General features: G+C 73.0%; 18 protein-coding genes. 10 read left to right on the forward strand and 8 right to left on the reverse strand.

Features of this window, described 5'->3' with window-relative positions:
* Nucleotides 1-4: 4 nt before the first annotated feature.
* Entirely contained in the window at nt 5-619 is a 615-nt protein-coding gene (locus P696_RS0121320; protein WP_026413922.1) for a TetR/AcrR family transcriptional regulator, read from the reverse strand.
* Nucleotides 620-696: 77 nt separating this feature from the next.
* On the opposite strand from P696_RS0121320, the gene P696_RS0121325 reads away from it, so the two are divergent.
* Nucleotides 697-1,902, forward strand: a complete 1,206-nt coding sequence (locus P696_RS0121325) for a cytochrome P450 (protein ID WP_026413923.1) — start codon at nt 697-699, stop codon at nt 1,900-1,902.
* A 118-nt stretch (nt 1,903-2,020) separates the two neighbouring features.
* The gene (locus tag P696_RS0121330; protein WP_026413924.1) at nt 2,021-2,728 is read left to right on the forward strand and encodes a TetR/AcrR family transcriptional regulator; all 708 of its coding nucleotides are present in this window, start codon (nt 2,021-2,023) and stop codon (nt 2,726-2,728) included.
* A 28-nt stretch (nt 2,729-2,756) separates the two neighbouring features.
* Here P696_RS0121330 and P696_RS0121335 read toward each other — a convergent pair whose 3' ends face one another.
* Together P696_RS0121335 and P696_RS0121340 are read right to left on the reverse strand one after the other, a co-directional pair.
* Nucleotides 2,757-3,425 (reverse strand): response regulator transcription factor, encoded by a 669-nt coding sequence (locus tag P696_RS0121335; RefSeq protein ID WP_026413925.1) that lies wholly within the window; start codon nt 3,423-3,425, stop codon nt 2,757-2,759.
* Entirely contained in the window at nt 3,422-4,606 is a 1,185-nt protein-coding gene (locus P696_RS0121340) for a sensor histidine kinase (RefSeq protein ID WP_026413926.1), read from the reverse strand. The genes P696_RS0121335 and P696_RS0121340 overlap by 4 nt, the downstream gene beginning before the upstream one ends.
* Nucleotides 4,607-4,758: 152 nt before the next feature.
* Here P696_RS0121340 and P696_RS0121345 point away from each other — a divergent pair, with 152 nt between their 5' ends.
* The 5 genes from P696_RS0121345 (at nt 4,759) to P696_RS0121365 (ending at nt 9,911) form a co-directional block, all read left to right on the forward strand.
* Entirely contained in the window at nt 4,759-5,973 is a 1,215-nt protein-coding gene (locus P696_RS0121345) for a DUF1214 domain-containing protein (protein ID WP_051467953.1), read from the forward strand.
* A complete protein-coding gene (locus P696_RS0121350; protein ID WP_026413928.1) occupies nt 5,973-6,749 on the forward strand; it encodes an SDR family oxidoreductase in 777 nt (258 codons plus the stop codon). Before P696_RS0121345 ends, P696_RS0121350 begins: the two co-directional genes overlap by 1 nt.
* 10 nt (nt 6,750-6,759) lie before the next feature.
* Nucleotides 6,760-7,887 (forward strand): sulfotransferase family protein, encoded by a 1,128-nt coding sequence (locus P696_RS0121355; RefSeq protein ID WP_026413929.1) that lies wholly within the window; start codon nt 6,760-6,762, stop codon nt 7,885-7,887.
* Between the two features lie 136 nt (nt 7,888-8,023).
* Nucleotides 8,024-8,455, forward strand: coding sequence for a hypothetical protein (locus P696_RS47085; protein ID WP_051467954.1), 432 nt, complete (start codon nt 8,024-8,026; stop codon nt 8,453-8,455).
* 112 nt (nt 8,456-8,567) lie between these two features.
* Entirely contained in the window at nt 8,568-9,911 is a 1,344-nt protein-coding gene (locus P696_RS0121365; protein ID WP_026413930.1) for an FAD-binding oxidoreductase, read from the forward strand.
* A 20-nt stretch (nt 9,912-9,931) separates the two neighbouring features.
* Here P696_RS0121365 and P696_RS0121370 read toward each other — a convergent pair whose 3' ends face one another.
* The 3 genes from P696_RS0121370 to fdxA form a co-directional block, all read right to left on the reverse strand.
* Complete coding sequence (locus P696_RS0121370; RefSeq protein ID WP_026413931.1) at nt 9,932-11,074, reverse strand: acyl-CoA dehydrogenase family protein; 1,143 nt, start codon at nt 11,072-11,074, stop codon at nt 9,932-9,934.
* Nucleotides 11,075-11,248: 174 nt separating this feature from the next.
* Nucleotides 11,249-12,334 carry a succinyldiaminopimelate transaminase gene (gene dapC / locus P696_RS0121375; protein WP_026413932.1) on the reverse strand — a complete coding sequence of 362 codons (1,086 nt, stop codon included), beginning with the start codon at nt 12,332-12,334 and terminating at the stop codon, nt 11,249-11,251.
* 102 nt (nt 12,335-12,436) lie between these two features.
* The gene (gene fdxA, locus P696_RS0121380; RefSeq protein WP_026413933.1) at nt 12,437-12,763 is read right to left on the reverse strand and encodes a ferredoxin; all 327 of its coding nucleotides are present in this window, start codon (nt 12,761-12,763) and stop codon (nt 12,437-12,439) included.
* A 111-nt stretch (nt 12,764-12,874) separates the two neighbouring features.
* Here fdxA and P696_RS0121385 point away from each other — a divergent pair, with 111 nt between their 5' ends.
* The 3 genes from P696_RS0121385 (at nt 12,875) to P696_RS0121395 (ending at nt 16,206) form a co-directional block, all read left to right on the forward strand.
* Nucleotides 12,875-13,129: a putative acetyltransferase gene (locus P696_RS0121385; RefSeq protein ID WP_064744082.1), complete on the forward strand. Its 255-nt coding sequence runs from the start codon at nt 12,875-12,877 to the stop codon at nt 13,127-13,129.
* Between the two features lie 109 nt (nt 13,130-13,238).
* Entirely contained in the window at nt 13,239-13,862 is a 624-nt protein-coding gene (locus P696_RS47090) for an ATP-binding cassette domain-containing protein (RefSeq protein WP_084337902.1), read from the forward strand.
* Nucleotides 13,863-13,893: 31 nt separating this feature from the next.
* The gene (locus P696_RS0121395; RefSeq protein ID WP_026413935.1) at nt 13,894-16,206 is read left to right on the forward strand and encodes a YhgE/Pip domain-containing protein; all 2,313 of its coding nucleotides are present in this window, start codon (nt 13,894-13,896) and stop codon (nt 16,204-16,206) included.
* A gap of 24 nt (nt 16,207-16,230) precedes the next feature.
* On the opposite strand, the gene P696_RS47095 is transcribed toward P696_RS0121395, so the two are convergent.
* Nucleotides 16,231-17,010: a polysaccharide deacetylase family protein gene (locus P696_RS47095; protein ID WP_084337904.1), complete on the reverse strand. Its 780-nt coding sequence runs from the start codon at nt 17,008-17,010 to the stop codon at nt 16,231-16,233.
* 127 nt (nt 17,011-17,137) lie between these two features.
* A complete protein-coding gene (locus P696_RS0121405) occupies nt 17,138-18,010 on the reverse strand; it encodes an enoyl-CoA hydratase-related protein (RefSeq protein WP_026413936.1) in 873 nt (290 codons plus the stop codon).
* Nucleotides 18,011-18,024 lie beyond the last annotated feature (14 nt).

Genomic DNA, 18,024 nt, shown 5'->3' on the forward strand with positions numbered 1-18,024 from the left:
GCGGTCAGGCGGGCGGGTCGGTGCGGATGCCGCCCAGCAGGCTCGTCAGGACGGTGGCGTACTCGGAGCGGAGGCGCTGCTTGTCCTGCTCGGGGGCCTCGGCGATGGCGGTGCCCGCCGCGCCGAGGACGTGGAAGGCGACGCGCGCGAGCGGCTGCCGGGGCAGCGGCGGCAGCAGCCCGGCCTCCTGGAGGGACTCGACGAGCCGCTCGACCAGGCCGTAGCCGTACTTCTCCTCGCACTCGCGCCACCGCTGCCAGCCGAGCGCGAGCGGGCCCTCCTGCCAGATGATGCGGCCGTGGACGGGGTCGCAGCAGTGGTCGAGGAAGGTGTTCTGCGCGACGACGGCCGCCGACCAGGCGTCCGGCGCGTCCGCGGCGGCGCGCAGGATGCCCTCGGTCGAGATCTCCTCCAGGCGTTCGAACACGGCCTGGAACAGCGCGGACTTGCTGGCGAAGTGGTGGTAGACCGCGCCGCGGGTGGCCTGGATGTCGGCGGCGACGTCCTCCAGGGACGTGCCCGCGAACCCGTGCTCGGCGAACCGGCGGGTCGCCGCTTCCAGCAGGGCCGCGCGGGTCTCCTCCGAGTACTTCGCCCGGCGGCTCTTGACGTCCGACATGCACGGAGCATACTACATACACAGCGTATGTGACCGACGCGGCGTAGGTCCGCGAGTCCGCGACCGGGAGGCCCCCGATGTCCGAACCGGAACTGCTGTTCAACCCCTTCGAGCCCGGCTTCACCGACGACCCGTTCCCCGCCTACCGGCGGCTGCGCGAGGCCGACCCCGTCCACGCGAGCCCGATCGGCATCTGGATCCTGACCACCCACAAGGACGTCGGCGACCTGCTGCGGTCCGACCAGTCGGTGGACGAGCGGCGGGTCTCCGAGGGCCTGTTCGTCGAGCAGATGCGCGCGTTCGAGGACGCCATGGACGGCCGCGGCCGTTCGATGCTCGACCGCGACCCGCCCGACCACACGCGGCTGCGGAGCCTGGTCTCCAGGGTGTTCACGCCACGCCGCGTCGCCGCGCTCGAACCCGAGATCACCGCCCTGGTGGACGAGGCGCTCGACCGGATCGAGGACGCCGGGACCGCCGACCTGGTCGAGACGCTCGCGTTCCCCCTGCCGTTCGCGGTGATCTCCTCGATGCTCGGCATGCCGCCGACCGACCACGCGCGCGTCCGGGAGCTGAGCGGCTGGGTCGTCCGGTCCCTGGAGCCGCTGCCGGACGAGGCGACCGTCAAGCGTGTCGGCGAGGCGGGCGTCGAGCTGTTCGACCTGGTCAAGGACCTGATCGCGGACAAGCGCGCGCACCCCGGCGAGGACCTGCTGAGCGCGCTCATCGCCGCCGAGGCGGAGGGCGACCGGCTCACCGACGACGAGCTGGTCGACCAGGTCGTCCTGCTGTACGTGGCGGGACACGAGACGACCGTGAGCCTGATCGGCGGCGGGACGGTCGCGCTCCTGGAGAACCCGGGCGAGCTCGCGCGGCTGCGCGCGGAGCCGGGGCTCGCCGGGAACGCGGTCGAGGAACTGCTGCGGTTCGTCAGCCCCGTCCAGCAGAGCCGCCGCGTGACCGTCGCCCCGTACAAGGTGCGCGACAAGGAGATCCCGCCGAACACGTTCGTCGTGGCGGGGCTCGCCGCCGCCAACCGCGACCCGGAGTTCTGGGGCCCGGACGCCGAGGAGCTCCGCCTGGACCGTCCGAACGCCCGCCAGCACGTCGGGTTCGGCGGCGGCCCGCACCACTGCCTGGGCGCGGCGCTGGCCCGCCTGGAGGCGCGCGTCGCGTTCGAGCGCCTCACCGGCCGCTTCGGCGACCTGGCCCTGGACGGCGAGGTGACCTGGAACGGACGCATCAACCTCCGGGGTCCCGCGAGCGTCCCGATCACTGTTTGACACCGCCGACCCACCGTCCGGCGCCCCCTGCCCCGGTGGCCCGGCCCGGCGCGGCCGTCCGGGCCGGGCCGGGCCGGGGGTGCTCGGACCTGGGTCAGTGGTGCCTTATCGTGAACAGATGTCCCAGTCAGCGGAGGATCGGACGGCTCGCTCGACGCCGCGTCGGCTGCCCCGGGGACGCCACGCGCTCGCGCCGGAGGAGGTCGAGCGCATCCACCGCGACCGGCTGTACGCGGCGATGGCCGAGGCGATGGCCGAGCGCGGCTACGTCCGGACGTCCGTGGAGGACGTTCTCAAGCGGGCCGTCGTGTCCCGGCAGAGCTTCTACCGGCTGTTCGACTCCAAGCTCGACTGCTTCATGGGGGCGTTCGGGCGCGCGGGCGAGATCCTTGTGGCGCACGTCCTGCAGGCCCTCGAGCGCTATCAGGTCGCGCCTGCCGGAGACGGAACCCCGAACGGGGGCGGCGGTCCGGCGGATCCGCTGTCGGCGGTCGAGCACGCCCTCACCGCGTACCTGGACGTCCTCGCCCGGGAGCTGCCGTACGCGCGGCTGTTCCTGGTCGAGGTGTTCGCCGCGGGGCCCGAGGCCGTCCGGCAGCGGACGGCGATGCAGGCCAGCCTCGCCGGGGTGTTCGCCGACCTGATCGGGGCGAGGGACGACGCGGGCCGCTACACCTGCCAGATGATCGTCGCCGCGACGAGCGCGATGGTCACGCCCGCCGTCGCCGAGGGCGACCCGGACGCGCTGCGCGCACTCGGCGCGCCGCTCATGGCGCACATCGGCCGGCTCTGGGACAAGGGCATGTTCGACGCCGAGCCCGCCTAGGTTCACGAGCCCGCGTGGTTCCCCAGGGTCAGTCGGTAAGCCAGCCCGGGCTGACCAGGCCGGACTCGTAGGCGAGGACGACGAGCTGCGCGCGGTCGCGGGCGGCGAGCTTGGTCATGATGCGGCTGATGTGCGTCTTGGCGGTGGCCGGGCTCAGGACGAGGTGGGCGGCGATCTCGTCGTTGCTCAGCCCGGCGGCGGCCAGCCGCAGCACCTCGCGTTCGCGGTCGGTGAGCGCGGCCAGCCGCGGCCCTGGATCGGGCGCGCGGACGCGTCCGGCGAACTCGCCGATCAGGCGGCGCGTGATGCGCGGGGCGATGAGCGCGTCGCCGCGGTGCACGACCCGGACGGCCTGGATCAGCTCCTCTGGCTCGGTGTCCTTCAGCAGGAACCCGCTCGCCCCGGCGCGCAGCGCGCCGTAGACGTACTCGTCCAGGTCGAAGGTGGTCAGGATGACCACGCGGACGCCGGACATGCGCGCGTCGGCGGTGATCGTCCGGGCCGCCTCCAGGCCGTCGGTGCCGGGCATGCGGATGTCCATCAGCACGACGTCGGGACGCAGCTCGCGGACCCGCTCGACCGCCTGCGCGCCGTCCCCCGCCTCGCCGACGACCTCGATGTCGTCCTCGTCGGCGAGGATCGAGCGGAAGCCCGCGCGCACCAGCCGCTGGTCGTCGGCCAGCAGAACCTTGATCATGCCGTCCTCTTCTCGTGGGGCAGGCGGGCGCGGACGCGGAAACCGCCGTCCGGGCCGGGGCCCGCCTCCAGCTCGCCGCCGAGCGCGCGGGCACGCTCACGCATCCCGCCGATCCCACTCCCCGACATCCCACCCGCGCCCCGGCCAGGCGCACCGCTCACGCCCTGTCCGGACGCGCCGCCCGCGCCCTGTCCGGGCGGCGTGCTGCGGCCGTCGTCGGTCACCTCGATGGTGACCGCGTCGGGGGCGCGGTCGACGCGGACGGCGACGCGGTTCGCGCGGGCGTGCTTGACCACGTTGGTCAGCGCCTCCTGGACGATCCGGAACGCGGCGAGTTCGACCTCGGTGGGCGGACGTCCCGGGCCCGACACGTCCGCGCGCACCTCCAGCCCGGCGGAGCGGGCGCGGTCGACGAGTTCGCCGACGCGGTCGAGCCCGCGCGCGGGCGCGGTCGGGGCGTCCTCTCCGTCCTGGCGGAGGATGCCGAGCATCGTGCGCAGCTCGCGCAGGGCCTCGGTGCTGGTCTCGCGGATGGCGGTCAGCGACTCCTCAGCCAGTTCCCCGCCGCGCCGCCGGTTTTTGCCGTAACGGCGCAACGCCGCCGCCGACTGGACGCTGATAAGCGAAAGGTGGTGGCCGACGACGTCGTGCAGTTCGCGCGCGATGCGCAGCCGCTCCTCGGTCGCGGCGCGTTGCTCGACCTCGCGCGCGTGCGCGGCGTTGGTGTTCCGCAGCCACCCGACCAGGACGACCGCAGTCAGCCAGCCCGCGAGCATGAACAGCGCGATGCCGTTGATCGAGCCGTTGCCCGCCATGGTCCCCGCGCCGACGAGGCAGATGGCGAGGACGGCGAGCCCGGCTGCCACGCGCGGGCGGCCAGCCTCCGCGACCGTGTACAGCGCGAGGATGAACGCGATCAGCAGGGGCCCGTCGTAGGCGCTCATCACGTAGTAGACGATCGTGACGGCCAGCGAGAACGCGGCGACGGCCACGGGGTGGACGCGGCGGGCCACGAGCGCGCCGCAGACGGCGAGGATGAACACCCAGCCCACGGCCGTGACCGACCAGGGCTCCTCGCGCGGCGCGTACAGCGACTGCGCGCTTCCGGCCGAGACGACCGCCAGGACGCCGCCGGCGATCACGACGTCCGCCGTCCGCCCGCGAGGCCACCCGACCACCATGGCCCCACCCTAGAGTCGTCCCCAGGCCGGGCGGAAACCGGCGATCCCGCTGGCAAGGGACGAATCGTCCGGACGTTGACCCGGCGGTTGAACCGGTTCTACTCTCGGCGCGGAACCAAGCTAACGCTTGACCGATGCATGCGGGAGGTCCGATGGCCGCAGAACCCGAAGGGTCCGAGGGCCTGGACGCGCCCGCGTCCGGGGGGTTCGCGCGGGCGGTGGCCGAGGCGGAGCGGATCGTGCGGTCCGCGCCGCACGTCCGGTCGGAGCTCGACCTGGCCGAGGGGCTGGAGTACCTGGCGGGGAGCGTCAAGGCGTCGCTGCACATGGCGTGGGCGTACGAGCGCGACTTCCCGTTCTTCGCGCGTTCGACCGGGCCGCACTCCAAGCTCGGCCTCGACAACCCCGACACCCTGTACTTCAACGCCTACCTGCGCGACGACGCCGAGTACGTGGTCACCGGACGCCGGGGCACCACGGCCGACCTGAGCTTCCAGGTGCTGAACGGCGACTACACCCCGTCCTCGTCCCCGCACAGTCTCAACGCGTTCGACGACCGCGCGTTCGACATCGCCCCGGACGGCTCGTACGAGCTGCGTTTCGGCCCGGAGGATCCGCAGCGCAAGGACGACCCGAACTACGTCACGCTCGGCACGGGCGCGGCCATGCTGCTCGTCCGCGAGGTGTTCAGCGACTGGGCGGACGAGCGTCCCGGCGAGATCCGGATCCACCGCGCCGACCGTCTCGGATCGGCTCCGGACGCGCCGACCGCGCGTCGCGAGGCGAAGCGGTTCGACGTCGCCGGGAAGATGCTGGTCTCGCGGCTGCGGACGTTCCTCGCCTTCCCCGAGTGGCACTACCTGAAGCTGCCGGTGAACACGATGACCGAGCCGCGTCCCACGCCCGGCGGCCTCGCCACGCAGTACTCGTCCGCCGGGCACTTCGACCTCGGCCCGGGCGAGGCGCTGGTCGTGACCGTCCCGCGCTCGGACGCGCCCTACCAGGGCTTCCAGCTCGGCAGCCGCTGGTACGTCTCGCTCGACTACGTCAACCACCAGACGAGCCTCACCGCCGACCAGGCCGTCCCCGACCCGGACGGCATGATCCGCATGGTCGTCGCCGAGCGCGATCCGGGCCTCGCGAACTGGATCGAGCTCACCGGGCACGACCGCGGCTTCCTCCAGATCCGCTGGCAGCGGCTCTCGCGCGCGCTCACCCCGGAGGACGGGCCGCGCGTCGAGGTCGTCCCGTTCGCGGACCTTCCGGCGCGCCTGCCGTTCCACGACCGGCAGCGCGTCACCCGTTCCCGGTGGGCCGAGCGCATCGCCGCCCGCCAGGTCTCGACCGCGCGAAGGATGCTGGGCTGATGATGCTGGACGGCCGTGTGATCGTCATCTCCGGGGTCGGCCCCGGCCTCGGGCGCGGGCTGGCGCTCCAGTGCGCGAAGGCGGGCGCGGACGTCGTCCTCGCCGCCCGGACCGAGGAGCGGCTGACGGAGGTGGCCAAGGACGTGCGGGCGCTGGGCAGGCGCGCGACCGTCGTCCGCACCGACATCCGCGACCAGGCGTCCTGCGAGCGGCTCGTCCGGGAGACGCTGGACGCGCACGGGCACGTCGACGGCCTGGTCAACAACGCGTTCGCGATCCCGCCGCTGCAGGACCTGCTGGACGTCGACATCGCCGCCGTCCGGCGCGGGTTCGAGACCAACGTGCTCGCCGCACTGTCGCTGACCAGGCTGTTCGTCCCGTCGCTCGTCGCGTCCAAGGGCTCGGTCGTGATGGTGAACTCGGCCGTCCTGCGGCACTCGAAGGCGACGTTCGGCGCGTACAAGATGGCGAAGTCGGCGCTGCTCGCGCTCGCGCAGGGCCTGTCCACCGAGCTCGGGCCGCGCGGCGTCCGGGTGAACACGATCGCGCCCGGCTGGATCTGGGCGGACAACCTGAAGTGGTACTTCGACCTGCTCGCGACCGAGCGCGGCACGACGTCCCGGCAGGTCTACGACGAGACCGCCGCGGACATCGACCTGCGGAAGCTCCCGGAACCGGACGAGATCGCCGACGCGGCCGTCTTCCTGCTGTCCTCGTACGCGCGCGCGATCACCGGGCAGTGCCTGGACGTCAACGGCGGCGAGTTCCACCACTGAGGAGATCGCGATGCGGACGACCATCGGCACGGTCGAGGACCTGCAAGCCTCGGCCACCCGCGCGACCGGCCTGACCGATTTCGGCGAGGACGACTTCACCGACGGCCTCGGAGCGCTCCTCGCGTCCTTCCAGGGGGACGAACGGCTGACACCGCTCGGCAGCAAGAGGCAGCGCGTGTTCCTGCGCGGCGCGCTCACCGCCCGCCTGTTCGCCGAGGCCGCGTGGAAACGGCACCCCGGGTACGCGGGCGTCCCGGTCGAGCGCCCGATCTTCGTCACCGGGCTCCCCCGCACCGGGACGACCGCGCTGCACCGGCTGCTCACCGCCGATCCCGCCCACCAGGGCCTCGAACTGTGGCTGACCGAGGTCCCGCAGCCGCGCCCGCCGCGCGACACGTGGGCGGACGACCCGGTCTTCCAGGCCGTCCAGGCGGCGTACGAGCGGCACCACGTCGAACATCCGGAGTTCATGGGCGTCCACTACATGTCGGCGGACATGGTCGAGGAGTGCTGGCAGCTGCTGCGCCAGTCGATGCGGTCGATCTCGTTCGAGTGCCTCGCGCACCTGCCGTCCTACTCGGCGTGGCTCGCGGGCCAGGACTGGACGCCCGCGTACCGCCGCCACCGCCGCATGCTCCAGCTGATCGGCCTGAACGACCCCGGACGGCGCTGGGTGCTGAAGAACCCGAGCCACCTGTTCGCGCTGGACGCCCTGTTCGCCGTCTACCCGGACGCGCTGGTCGTCCAGACGCACCGCGACCCGCGCACGGCGGTGGCGTCGATGTGCAGCCTCGCCGCGCAGGCGACCGACGGCTGGTCCGAGCTGTTCCGCGGCGAGGTCATCGGCCGTGACCAGCTCGACCTGTGGGGCCGCGGCCTGGAGGCGTTCCAGGCCGAGCGCCTGCGGCACGCCCCGTCCCGCTTCTTCGACGTCCGGTACGAGGACTTCGTCCGCGACCCGCTCGGGACGGTCGAGTCGATCTACGCGCACTTCGCCCTGCCCCTGACGGACGACGCGCGCGACGCGATGAAACGCCTGCACACGGCGTCCGGCGAGGGCCGTGGCCGCCCGTCCCACCGCTACACCCTCGCCGACTTCGGCCTGACCCCGGCCCAGGTCGACGCCCGCTTCACCTGAGTCCGACTGACTTCGGCTGACTTCGGCTGACTTCGGCTGAATCATCCGTGAGGAGGATCCGCGGTCGTACGAATGGCCGCGCGAACGGCCCGTCCGTGGGAGGCGCCCCCTCCCCGCGCGCACGAGGCTGAGCACCATGACGACGACCAACATCCCGCGGCCACGCGGCCGGTGGGCTCGTGGCCCCCATCGGTCGCCCGACCGGATCCTCTCCGCGGTGCTCGCGGTGGGCGCCGCCGTCCTGCTGGTGTGGACGGTCGGCATGGCCTTCTCGATCCCGCCCGCCGAACCCCGGACCGTGAACTGGGCGCTGCTGTGGTGCGGCTTCGACGCGATCGAGATCGCGGTGATGGCGTCCGCCGCGTGGCTCGTCCGCCGCCGCGACGCCCTCGCCCCGATGGCGCTGTCCGCCCTGGCCACGCTCATGGTCGCGGACGCCTGGTTCGACGTCATGACGGCCCGCTCGGGCTACCTCCCGGCGGCGGTCTCGATGGCCGCGTTCCTGGAACTGCCCCTGGCCGTCGTCCTGGTCACCGCCGCCGTCCGCCTCACCCGCCGCCGCGGCTGAACCAAAAGCGGCACTTACCGGCCATTCCTGGCCAAAATGCCGCAGCCTAGAATTCGTCCTGTGACACTCACCCCGCGGCTTCCGGCACCTGCCGAAGGGAGAACCACGGGCCATGTCATCCTCGAACCCGTCCATCGACACCTTCGCCGACCTGCTGCGTGAACGCCTTCCGGACGACGCCGTGATCACCGAGCCTTCGGCGATCAGCAAGGCGGTCCGGCTCTGGAACGCGCAGGTGACCGCACGTCCCGCGGTGGTGGCCCGGTGCCGCACGGCGGACGACGTCCAGGCCGTGGTGCGCGCCGCCCGCTCGGCCGGTGTGCCGCTGTCGGTGCGGGGCGGCGGCCACGACTGGGCCGGGAGCGCCATCTCCGACGGCGGCCTGCTGGTGGACCTGAGCGGCATGCGTCAGGTCGCCATCGAGGGCGACGAGGCCCGGGTCGCGGGCGGCGCGACCGTCAGCGACGTCCTGGACGCCGCCCGGCCGCACGGCCTCGCGGCGGCGGTCGGCACCGTCGGATCGGTCGGCTTCGCCGGGCTCACGCTGGGCGGCGGCTACGGAACCCTGATCGGCGTGGTCGGGCTCGGCGTCGACAACATGCTGTCGGCCGAGGTGGTCCTGGCCGACGGCCGGATCGTGACGGCCGACCCGCGCCACGAGGCCGACCTGTTCTGGGCCCTGCGGGGCGGCGGCGGCAACTTCGGGATCGTGACCGAGCTGCGCACCCGCCTGCACCCGTTCGCCGAGGTCACCACGGGCATGCTCGCGTTCCCCTGGGACCAGGCCCGTCCGGTGCTGCGCGCCTGGCGGACGCTGATGGCGACGGCCGACGACGCGCTCGACGTGATGTTCGGCGCGATGTCCACCCCGGACGGCAGGATCATCTTCACCCTCCCGACCTGGGCCGGGGACCCCGGCCAGGCCGCCGGGCAGATCGACCGGGTCCGGGCGTTCGGCGACCCGGTGCTCGACGACGTGGACCGGCGGGCGCTGGCCGACGCCGTGCACGGCCTGGACGAGGCGTTCCCGCACGGCGGCGACTACCACCTCGGCGCGCGGATGATGCCGGGCCTGACCGACGACGCCATCGAGGCCTTCGTCCAGGCGGGCGAGGCGATGCCCGGCACCTGCGCGTTGAACGTCCACCACGCGCACGGCGCGGCGACCCGCGTGAAGGCCGCCGACACCGCCTACCCGCACCGCGACGAGCACCTCGTCGTGGAGATCATCGCGTCCTGGGCGGGCGGTGACGGCGCCGCCGAGTCGGCCTGGGTCCACGACACCGAGAACCGGCTCGAGCCGCACGCCCTGCCCGGCGGCTGGGCCAACCTCATGGCCCGCGACGACCCGCACGCCCCGGACGCCTACGCCGCCAACACCGGCCGCCTACTGGAGATCAAGGCGCACTACGACCCCGACGGAGTCTTCACCGCGACGCCGCTGCCCAAGCGCTGAGCGGACGCGCGGAGGGCCGCTCAGATGCCGAGGCCGCGGCCGATGATCTCCTTCATGATCTCGGTGGTGCCGCCGAAGATGGTCTGGATGCGGACGTCCTGGTAGGCCTTGGCGATGGGGTACTCGCTCATGTAGCCGTAGCCGCCGTGGAGCTGGAGGCAGCGGTCGACGACGGTCTTGAGCATCTCGGTCGTCCAGTACTTGGCCATGGACGCCTCCTCGGCGTCCAGCTCGCCGCGGACCTCCTTGGTGATGCACTGGTCGAGGAAGGCGCGGCTGACGGTGATCTCGGTCTTCATCTCGGCGAGCGTGAAGCGGTTGTGCTGGAACCTGCCGATCGGACGGCCGAACGCCTCGCGGTTCTTGCAGTACTCCAGGGTCATGTCGAAGGCGGCCTGGGCCCCCGCGACGGCGGAGACGGCGATGCAGAGGCGCTCGCGGGCCAGGTTCTGCATGAGGTAGACGAAGCCCATGCCCTCCTCGCCGAGGAGGTTCGCCTTCGGCACGCGGACGTCCTCGAAGAACAGCTCGGCGGTGTCCTGGGCGTGCATGCCGATCTTGTCGAGGTTGCGTCCGCGTCCGAAGCCGTCCATGCCGCGCTCGACCATCAGCAGGGAAACGCCGTGCGCCCCGGCGGACGGGTCGGTCTTCGCCGCGACGATCACCAGGTCGGACAGGATGCCGTTGGTGATGAAGGTCTTCTGCCCGTTCAGGACGTAGTCGTCACCGTCCCGGACGGCGGTGGTCCTCATGCCCTGGAGGTCGGATCCGGCGGCGGGCTCGGTCATCGCGATGGCCGTGATCAGCTCGCCGGAGCAGTAGCCGGGCAGCCAGCGCGCCTTCTGCTCGTCGTTCAGCAGCTGCACCAGGTAGCCGCCGACGACGTCGTTGTGCACCGCGAAGCCCGGCCCGGACGCGCCCGCGCGCGCCAGCTCCTCGTTGAGGACGGCGTAGTAGCGGTAGTCGGACTCGCCCCCGCCGCCGTACTCCTCGGGCATCTCGATGCCGAGCAGGCCCTGCCGTCCGGCGGCGCGCCACACGTCCCGGGAGACGATCTCGTCCTTCTCCCACTGGGCGTGGTGCGGCTCGATCTCCTTCGCGATGAAGGACCGCACCATGTCCCGGAAGGACTCGTGCTCCTCGGTGAAGACGTCGCGTGCCATGCGCCGGGGCTCCTCGCGTGTGAGTGCGTTGCCGTGTCAGTGCGTCGCCGTGTAAGTGCGTACTGACCTCGCCCTCAATGTAGCGCAGCGCCCGCTCGTCCTCCCAGGCAGTGCGCCTGTGACGTACGCCAAAGGCCCGCCCCCCGGTTCCGGGGTGACGGGCCTTGGGGACGTTCAGAGGCGGGCGGCGGCGGCCTCGACGCGCTCGTCGGTGGCGGTGAAGGCGATCCGGACGTGGTTCGCGCCCGCCCGGCCGTAGAAGTCGCCGGGACCGACCAGGACGCCGAGGTCGGCGAGATGGGCGACGGTGTCCCAGCACGACTCGTCCCGGGTCGCCCACAGGTACAGGGACGCCTCGGAGTGGTCGATGCGGAAGCCGTGCCGCTCGAACGCCGCGCGCAGGGCCGTCCGGCGGCGGGCGTAGCGGGCGTGCTGCTCGCGGGCGTGCTCGTCGTCGTCGAACGCGGCGCGCATCGCGGCCTGGACGGGCGCCGGGACGATCATCCCCGCGTGCTTGCGGACCTCCAGCAGCCGCCGGACCAGGTCGAGGTCGCCGCTGACGAACCCGGCGCGGTACCCGGCCATGTTGGACCGCTTGGACAGCGAGTTCACCACGAGCAGGCCCTTGTGGGAGCCCTCGCAGACGTCCGGGTGGAGGATCGAGACGGGCGGCCTCTCCTCGTCCCAGCCGAACTCGACGTAGCACTCGTCGCTCGCCACGACCGCGCCGCGCTCGCGCGCCCACGCGACGACCTTGCGCAGGTGGTCGACGGGCAGCACCTTGCCGGTCGGGTTGGACGGCGAGTTCACCCAGACCAGTTTGGGCGTCTCCGGGCCGAGCGCCAGCAGCGAGTCGGAGGCGACGGACTCCGCGCCCGCCAGGCGCGCGCCGACGTCGTAGGTCGGGTACGCGAGCGCCGGGAAGGCGACCTTGTCGCCGGGGCCGAGGCCGAGCAGCGTCGGCAGCCAGGCGACGAGCTCCTTGGTGCCGACGACCGGCAGGACGGCGTCGGGGTTGGCGTCCAGGACGCCGAGGCGGCGGCGCATCCAGCGCGCGACGGACTCGCGCAGCACCGGCGTCCCGTACGTCTGCGGGTAGCCGGGCGCGTCGGCCGCGGCGCGCAGCGCCTCACGGACCGGTTCGGGGGTGGGGTCGACCGGCGTGCCGACCGAGAGGTCCACGATCCCGTCCGGGTGCGCGGCGGCGCGCTCCTTGAACGGCGTCAGCCGATCCCACGGGAACTCCGGCAGCGGGAGCAAAACCCACCCCTCCTGTCACACGAGTAAGTGAAAAGGGCCGCGACCTCGTGCGAGGCCACGGCCCGACGGCTCAAATCCGACCGGGGGGCATCCCGGCCGCCGTCACTCCTCCGTCGACTGCGGAGGAAGCGCGGCGACGATCGGGTGGTCCTTGGTGATCTTGCCGACCTTCGAGGCGCCGCCAGGCGAGCCGAGGTCGTCGAAGAACTCCACGTTCACCTTGTAGAAGTCCTTCCACTGCTCAGGGGTGTCATCCTCGTAGTAGATGGCCTCCACCGGGCAGACCGGCTCGCAGGCGCCGCAGTCAACGCACTCGTCGGGGTGGATGTAGAGCATCCGCTGGCCCTCGTAGATGCAGTCGACCGGGCACTCCTCGATGCATGCCTTGTCGAGCAGGTCCACGCAGGGCTGCGCAATGACGTAGGTCACGTGAGTGACTCCTCTCGGGTTACCGGCCCCGCCGCACGTCACGGCTCACCGCAAGCTCGCTGTGAATAGTATGGCCATCACCGCACGGTCGATTCGACATGGGGGTCGCACATGCCAGGGCGTATCGGCGCGCGTCTGGTGGTCTCGGTCACACAGGCCGACGTCGGCCAGCGGGTGTCGCTGCGCCGCCGTCTGCCAACGGGAGAGTACAGCGACGTGGTCGGGGTGCTCGAATCCTGGTCCGGCGGTGTGCTGAAGGTGCGCCGCCGGGGCGGCGAGCTGGTGGACGTCCCCGAGGGGATCGTCGTCGCGGGCAAGGTCGTCCCGCCCACCCCGCCGCCCAAGCGCCGTCCCCGCGCCGAGTAGCCCACCCAAGCCCCTGACCTGGGCAAAGGTTCGGTGAAGATCGCGGCCGTCCCACCGGTTCGGTGATCGGGGCGGGCACGCCTCCGGAGGGTGTCTCCGGGGGGACCATATGGAAGCTGTGCTCGCGGCCGAGGGGCTCGGCGCGCGGACGCGCCGGGGCCCGGTCTTCTCCGGGGTGACGGTCAGGGCCGGGCCGGGCGAGGTGGTCGCGGTCTGCGGCCCCGGCGGCAGCGGACGGACGTCCCTGCTGCTCACGCTGGCCGGACGCATGCGTCCGGCGGAGGGCGCGCTGGTGGTCGCGGGCACCTCGGACGCCGCCCGGATCCGCGACCGGGTCGTGGTCGCGCGGGCGACCGGGGCGGCCGAGCCGGAGCCCGAGCTGCGCGTCGGCCAGCTCGTCACGGAACGCCTGCTCAGCCTGCGTGCGGACGATCCCGACTTCGACGCGGCCGGTGACCTGGTGGGGCTGCGGGCGGACGACCAGGAGCTCGTCAGGGACCTGCCGGACGCCCAGGTCACACGGCTCGCGCTCGCCCTCGCACTTCTGGAGAAGGCGCCGGTGATCGTCCTGGACGACCTGGACCGGGGCGCGGACACGGCCGGGCAGGTCGCGCTGTGGTCGGCGGCGCGGCGGGCGGCCCGAACCGGGCCCGCGGTCGTCGCGACGGCCGTCGAGCCGTCCCCGGCGCACGGCCTCGCCGACGTGTTCACCCACCTCAGAGGCGGTTCCTGATGCGCGCGGACGACTCTGGGGGTGGTGCGTGATGCGCGCGTTCCGCCTCGCGCCGTTCGAGCTGCTGCGCTTCCGGACGCTGCTGCAGCGGCTCGGCCTGGCGTTCGTGGTGATCGTCCCGACCATCTACGGCGGGATCTACCTGTGGTCCAACTGGAACCCCTACGACCGGCTCGGGCGGGTCCCGGTCGCGGTGGTGAACGAGGACCGGGCCGTCCAGGCGCAGGGGCGGACGATCGACGCGGGCGCCGACTTCGTGTCCGAGCTGCAGAAGGATCGGCTGCTGGGCTGGCACTTCGTGGACGCACGGGACGCCGCGCACGGCCTGGAGCACGGCCGCTACTACGCCGTGATCACCGTCCCGCCGGACTTCAGCTCCCGGCTGACCAGCGGCGCGACCGGCACGCCGGAGAAGGCGGCGATGTCGATCCGGCTGGACGACGCGAACAACTACCTGGTCGGCGTCATGGCCAAGACCGTCCAGTCCGAGCTGGAGCGGAAGATCTCGGCGGCGGCGATCAGCGCGTACTTCGAGGCGGCGTTCGGCAGGCTCGCGCAGCTGCACGGCGGCATCTCGGACGCGGCGAAGGGCGCGTCCGAGCTCGGCTCCGGCCTGGCCACGGCCAAGAACGGATCGGCGCAGCTCGTGAGCGGTCTGGGCGAGGCCAAGGAGGGCAGCGCGCGGCTGGTCTCCGGCCTCGGCGAGGCGAGCACCGGAACGGCACGCCTCGCGGACGGGCTGGCCCAGCTCAAGGCCGGTTCCGCGAGGCTCGCGCCGGGCGCCGAGCGGGTGGCCGCGGGCGTGCACGGCCTGGCGGTGACGGCCGTCCCGCTCGCCGAGTTCGCCGCCGCGGGCCTGCCGCCCCTGGCGGACAGGGCGGCCTCGGTGACCGGAGAGGCCGCCCGGCTCACCTCGACGGCCGCCGTCCTCACCCAGCGGCTCGCGAAGGACGGCAGAGCAATCTCGGAGTGGCTGCGCTCGCGGGCCGCCCAGAATCGCCGGATTGCGAGAAGCCCGCAGTATCGGAGACTCCTCGCCTCGTTCAGGACGGTCGACGGGACGGCCGAGCAACGCCTCCGCCGCCTCGCCGCGCGCTTCCCGGCCGTCTCCCGCTCCCGCGGTTACGGGACGGCCCTCGCGCTCGCCCGCGCTCTCGACGCGACGCTGCCCGGCAGGCTCCACCGACTCGCGGCCCGTTACCGGATCTCCGCGAACGACCCGGTCTTCCGTCCGCTGGCCGAGGAGGCCGACCTGCTCTCCGAGCGGACCGCCGCCCTCGCCAGTTCGACCGCGCGGGTGAACGTCGCCGCGGCGGGCCTGGCCGCCGACGCGCGCACGCTCCAGCGGGTCGCTCCGGCGCTGCGGTCGAGGCTGCTGGAGGGCGCGTCCGGGCTCCGGTCCCTGGACCAGGGCGCGGCGGCCGTCGCGACCGGCGCGCGGCAGCTCGACGACGGCGTGACGCCGCTGCTCGCGGGCGCGCGGCAGCTCCAGTCCGGCTCGGGCGCGCTGCTGGCGGGGGCCCGGCGGCTCGACGACGGCAACGGGCGGCTGCTGGACGGGGCCCGGCGGCTGGACCAGGGGAACGCGCGGCTCAAGGCGGGTGCGGACAAGCTCGCGTCCGGGCTGGCGTCCGCCCGGGACCAGATCCCGCTGATCCAGAACGGCGCCCTGCACAACGCCGCCCAGAATTTCGCGAACCCGGTCAATGTGGGCACGTCCAACGCGCATCCGGCCCGCGTGTACGGGCGCGGGCTCGCGCCGTTCTTCATCGCGATCGGCCTGTGGGTGTTCGGCATCGTCGCGTTCCTGCTGATGCGGCCGGTCTCCGGGCGGCTGCTGGTCTCGCGTCTCGGGGCCGGGACTGTCGCGTTCGCCGCCTTCCTGCCGGTGCTGGCGGTCGGGCTCGTCGCGGCGCTGGTGCTGTTCCTCGTCCTGGACGTCGGGCTCGGCCTCGATCCCGTCTCCACGGCCGGGACGCTCGGCCTGATGGCCCTCGGCGTCGCCGCGTTCACCGCGATCGTGCAGGTCCTGCGGGTCGCGTTCGGCGCGGTCGCCGACGCGGTGGCGCTCGTCCTGCTGATCACGCAGCTGGTGTCGTGCGGCGGCCTGTATCCGGTCGAGACGCTCCCGCAGCCGTTCCGGGCGATCCACGAGATCATCCCGATGACGTACCTGGTCGAGCCGCTGCGGACGACGATCTCCGGCGGCCTGGCGAGCCGCGCGCTGCGCGACGCCGGCGTCCTCGGGATCTACCTGGTCGCCGCGCTCGGCCTCCTCGCCGGGGCGGTCGCGCTGCGCCGCCGCTGGCGGATGTCCCAGCTCAAACCGGATCTGGAGGTCTGAGCCCCAGCCGAGCCCCCGTGGTGGCTAGGACCAGGCGGGGAAGGTGCGGCCCGCGGCGAGCCGCCGTCCCGCGGTCAGCTCGCCGACCGTGACGAAGGTGAACCCGCGCTTCTTCAGCCCGGCGAGGACGCGCGGGATGGCCTGGACGGTCGTCCTGTGGATGTCGTGGAACAGCACGACGCTGCCCTTCCCCGGCTCCCGCGTCCCGACCCGGACGTTCCGGGCGACGTCGTGGTACCGCCAGTCGAGGCTGTCGACGTCCCAGACGATCTCCGGCATGCCGACGGCCCTGCCGACGCGCGCGTTCGTCGCGCCGTAGGGCGGCCGGAACAGCGTCGGCGTCACCCCGCCGGACGCGTCCCGGATCGCCTTCTGCGTCCGCCGCACCTCCGACCGGACGGCCCCGCTCGACAGCTCGGTCAGCACCGGATGCGACCAGGTGTGGTTGCCGAGCTGGTGCCCTTCGAGGACCATCCGCCGCACCTCGGCCCGGTGCGCGCCCACGTTCTCGCCGAGCATGAAGAACGTCGCGCGCGCCCCGGCGCCCCTCAGGACGTCCAGGAGGTGCGCGGTGTACGGGCCGGGGCCGTCGTCGAACGTCAGCGCCACGCACTTCAGGTGCGCGCAGTCGATGGTCCGTGGCGGCGGCGCCGTGGGCTTCGGGCTCGGCGCGGGCGCGTGCCTCCTGACCGCGGCCTGCTGCTTCAGGTCGGCGGACGGGACGGACCCGCAGGCGGTCGCCGCCGTCATGAGCCCGGCCGTGAGCCCGGCCATGGCGACGCCCGCCATCGGTGTGACCCTCATCCTGCGCACCTCCGTCCCTGGGGCCTGCCTTCTCAGGCGTGCCCCGGAACGGCTCACGCGCCGTCGAGGAACCCGTCCAGAATCGGCAAAACCCCCAGATCGCCCAGGCGTCCCGCCGGACGGGCGGTCAGCGGAGCGGCCAGTCGGGGACCTCGGCGGGCAGGTCCTCGGTGACCCGCATCGGGAACTCGGCGGGCCGCTTCTCCAGGAACGACCTGATGCCCTCGGCCGCGTCCGGGGCGGCGCCGAGCGCGGCCATCAGGCGCGAGTCGTTGACGTGCGCGTCCCACGGGGACGGCGCGGACAGCCCCGACCACATCAGCCGCCGGATCGCCGCGACCGACACCGCCGAGGTGTTGTCGGCGATCTCGCGGGCGAGCGCGTACGCGGCGGGCAGCAGCTCGTCCGGCGGGTGGACCCGGGAGACCAGCCCTCCGGCCAGGGCTTCCCGGGCGTCGAACACGCGTCCGGTCGCGGCCCACTCCATGGCCTGCGCGATCCCGACCAGGCGCGGCAGGAACCAGGACGAGGCGGCCTCGGTGACGATCCCGCGCCGCGCGAACACGAACCCGAACTTCGCCTTCTCGCTGGCCAGCCGGACGTCCATCGGCAGCGTCACGGTCACCCCGACGCCCACGGCCGCGCCGTTGAACGCGCCGATCACGGGCTTGAGGCAGCGCGCGATGCGCAGCGCGACCGTGCCGCCGCCGTCGCGGGGTGTGCCGTCCTCGAGGACGTCGTCCTCGCCCGCGAACATGTCCTGGGACTTGTCCTTGTTGAAGGTGTCGCCCCCGCCGCCGAGATCCGCGCCCGCGCAGAACGCCCGGCCCGCGCCGGTCACGACGACCACGCGCACGTCGTCGTCGGCGTCGATCCGGTCGAACGCGTCGAGCATCTCGGCGCGCATCGTGTACGTGTAGGCGTTCATCTTGTGCGGACGGTTCAGGGTGATCGTGGCGATCCCGTCCCGCACCTCGTACTCGATCTCGGTGTACGTCACCCGGCCGTTCCTTC

It is taken from the genome of Actinomadura oligospora ATCC 43269, from assembly GCF_000518265.1.
GTDB classification, from domain to species: domain Bacteria; phylum Actinomycetota; class Actinomycetes; order Streptosporangiales; family Streptosporangiaceae; genus Spirillospora; species Spirillospora oligospora.

Excerpts from the sequence above, each read along its gene's own strand:
- P696_RS0121320 (WP_026413922.1), bottom strand. The coding sequence starts at position 619 with ATGTCGGACGTCAAGAGCCGCCGGGCGAAGTACTCGGAGGAGACCCGC.
- P696_RS0121325 (WP_026413923.1), top strand. The coding sequence starts at position 697 with ATGTCCGAACCGGAACTGCTGTTCAACCCCTTCGAGCCCGGCTTCACC.
- P696_RS0121330 (WP_026413924.1), top strand. The coding sequence starts at position 2,021 with ATGTCCCAGTCAGCGGAGGATCGGACGGCTCGCTCGACGCCGCGTCGG.
- P696_RS0121335 (WP_026413925.1), bottom strand. The coding sequence starts at position 3,425 with ATGATCAAGGTTCTGCTGGCCGACGACCAGCGGCTGGTGCGCGCGGGC.
- P696_RS0121340 (WP_026413926.1), bottom strand. The coding sequence starts at position 4,606 with ATGGTGGTCGGGTGGCCTCGCGGGCGGACGGCGGACGTCGTGATCGCC.
- P696_RS0121345 (WP_051467953.1), top strand. The coding sequence starts at position 4,759 with ATGGCCGCAGAACCCGAAGGGTCCGAGGGCCTGGACGCGCCCGCGTCC.
- P696_RS0121350 (WP_026413928.1), top strand. The coding sequence starts at position 5,973 with ATGATGCTGGACGGCCGTGTGATCGTCATCTCCGGGGTCGGCCCCGGC.
- P696_RS0121355 (WP_026413929.1), top strand. The coding sequence starts at position 6,760 with ATGCGGACGACCATCGGCACGGTCGAGGACCTGCAAGCCTCGGCCACC.
- P696_RS47085 (WP_051467954.1), top strand. The coding sequence starts at position 8,024 with ATGACGACGACCAACATCCCGCGGCCACGCGGCCGGTGGGCTCGTGGC.
- P696_RS0121365 (WP_026413930.1), top strand. The coding sequence starts at position 8,568 with ATGTCATCCTCGAACCCGTCCATCGACACCTTCGCCGACCTGCTGCGT.
- P696_RS0121370 (WP_026413931.1), bottom strand. The coding sequence starts at position 11,074 with ATGGCACGCGACGTCTTCACCGAGGAGCACGAGTCCTTCCGGGACATG.
- P696_RS0121385 (WP_064744082.1), top strand. The coding sequence starts at position 12,875 with ATGCCAGGGCGTATCGGCGCGCGTCTGGTGGTCTCGGTCACACAGGCC.
- P696_RS47090 (WP_084337902.1), top strand. The coding sequence starts at position 13,239 with ATGGAAGCTGTGCTCGCGGCCGAGGGGCTCGGCGCGCGGACGCGCCGG.
- P696_RS0121395 (WP_026413935.1), top strand. The coding sequence starts at position 13,894 with ATGCGCGCGTTCCGCCTCGCGCCGTTCGAGCTGCTGCGCTTCCGGACG.
- P696_RS47095 (WP_084337904.1), bottom strand. The coding sequence starts at position 17,010 with ATGAGGGTCACACCGATGGCGGGCGTCGCCATGGCCGGGCTCACGGCC.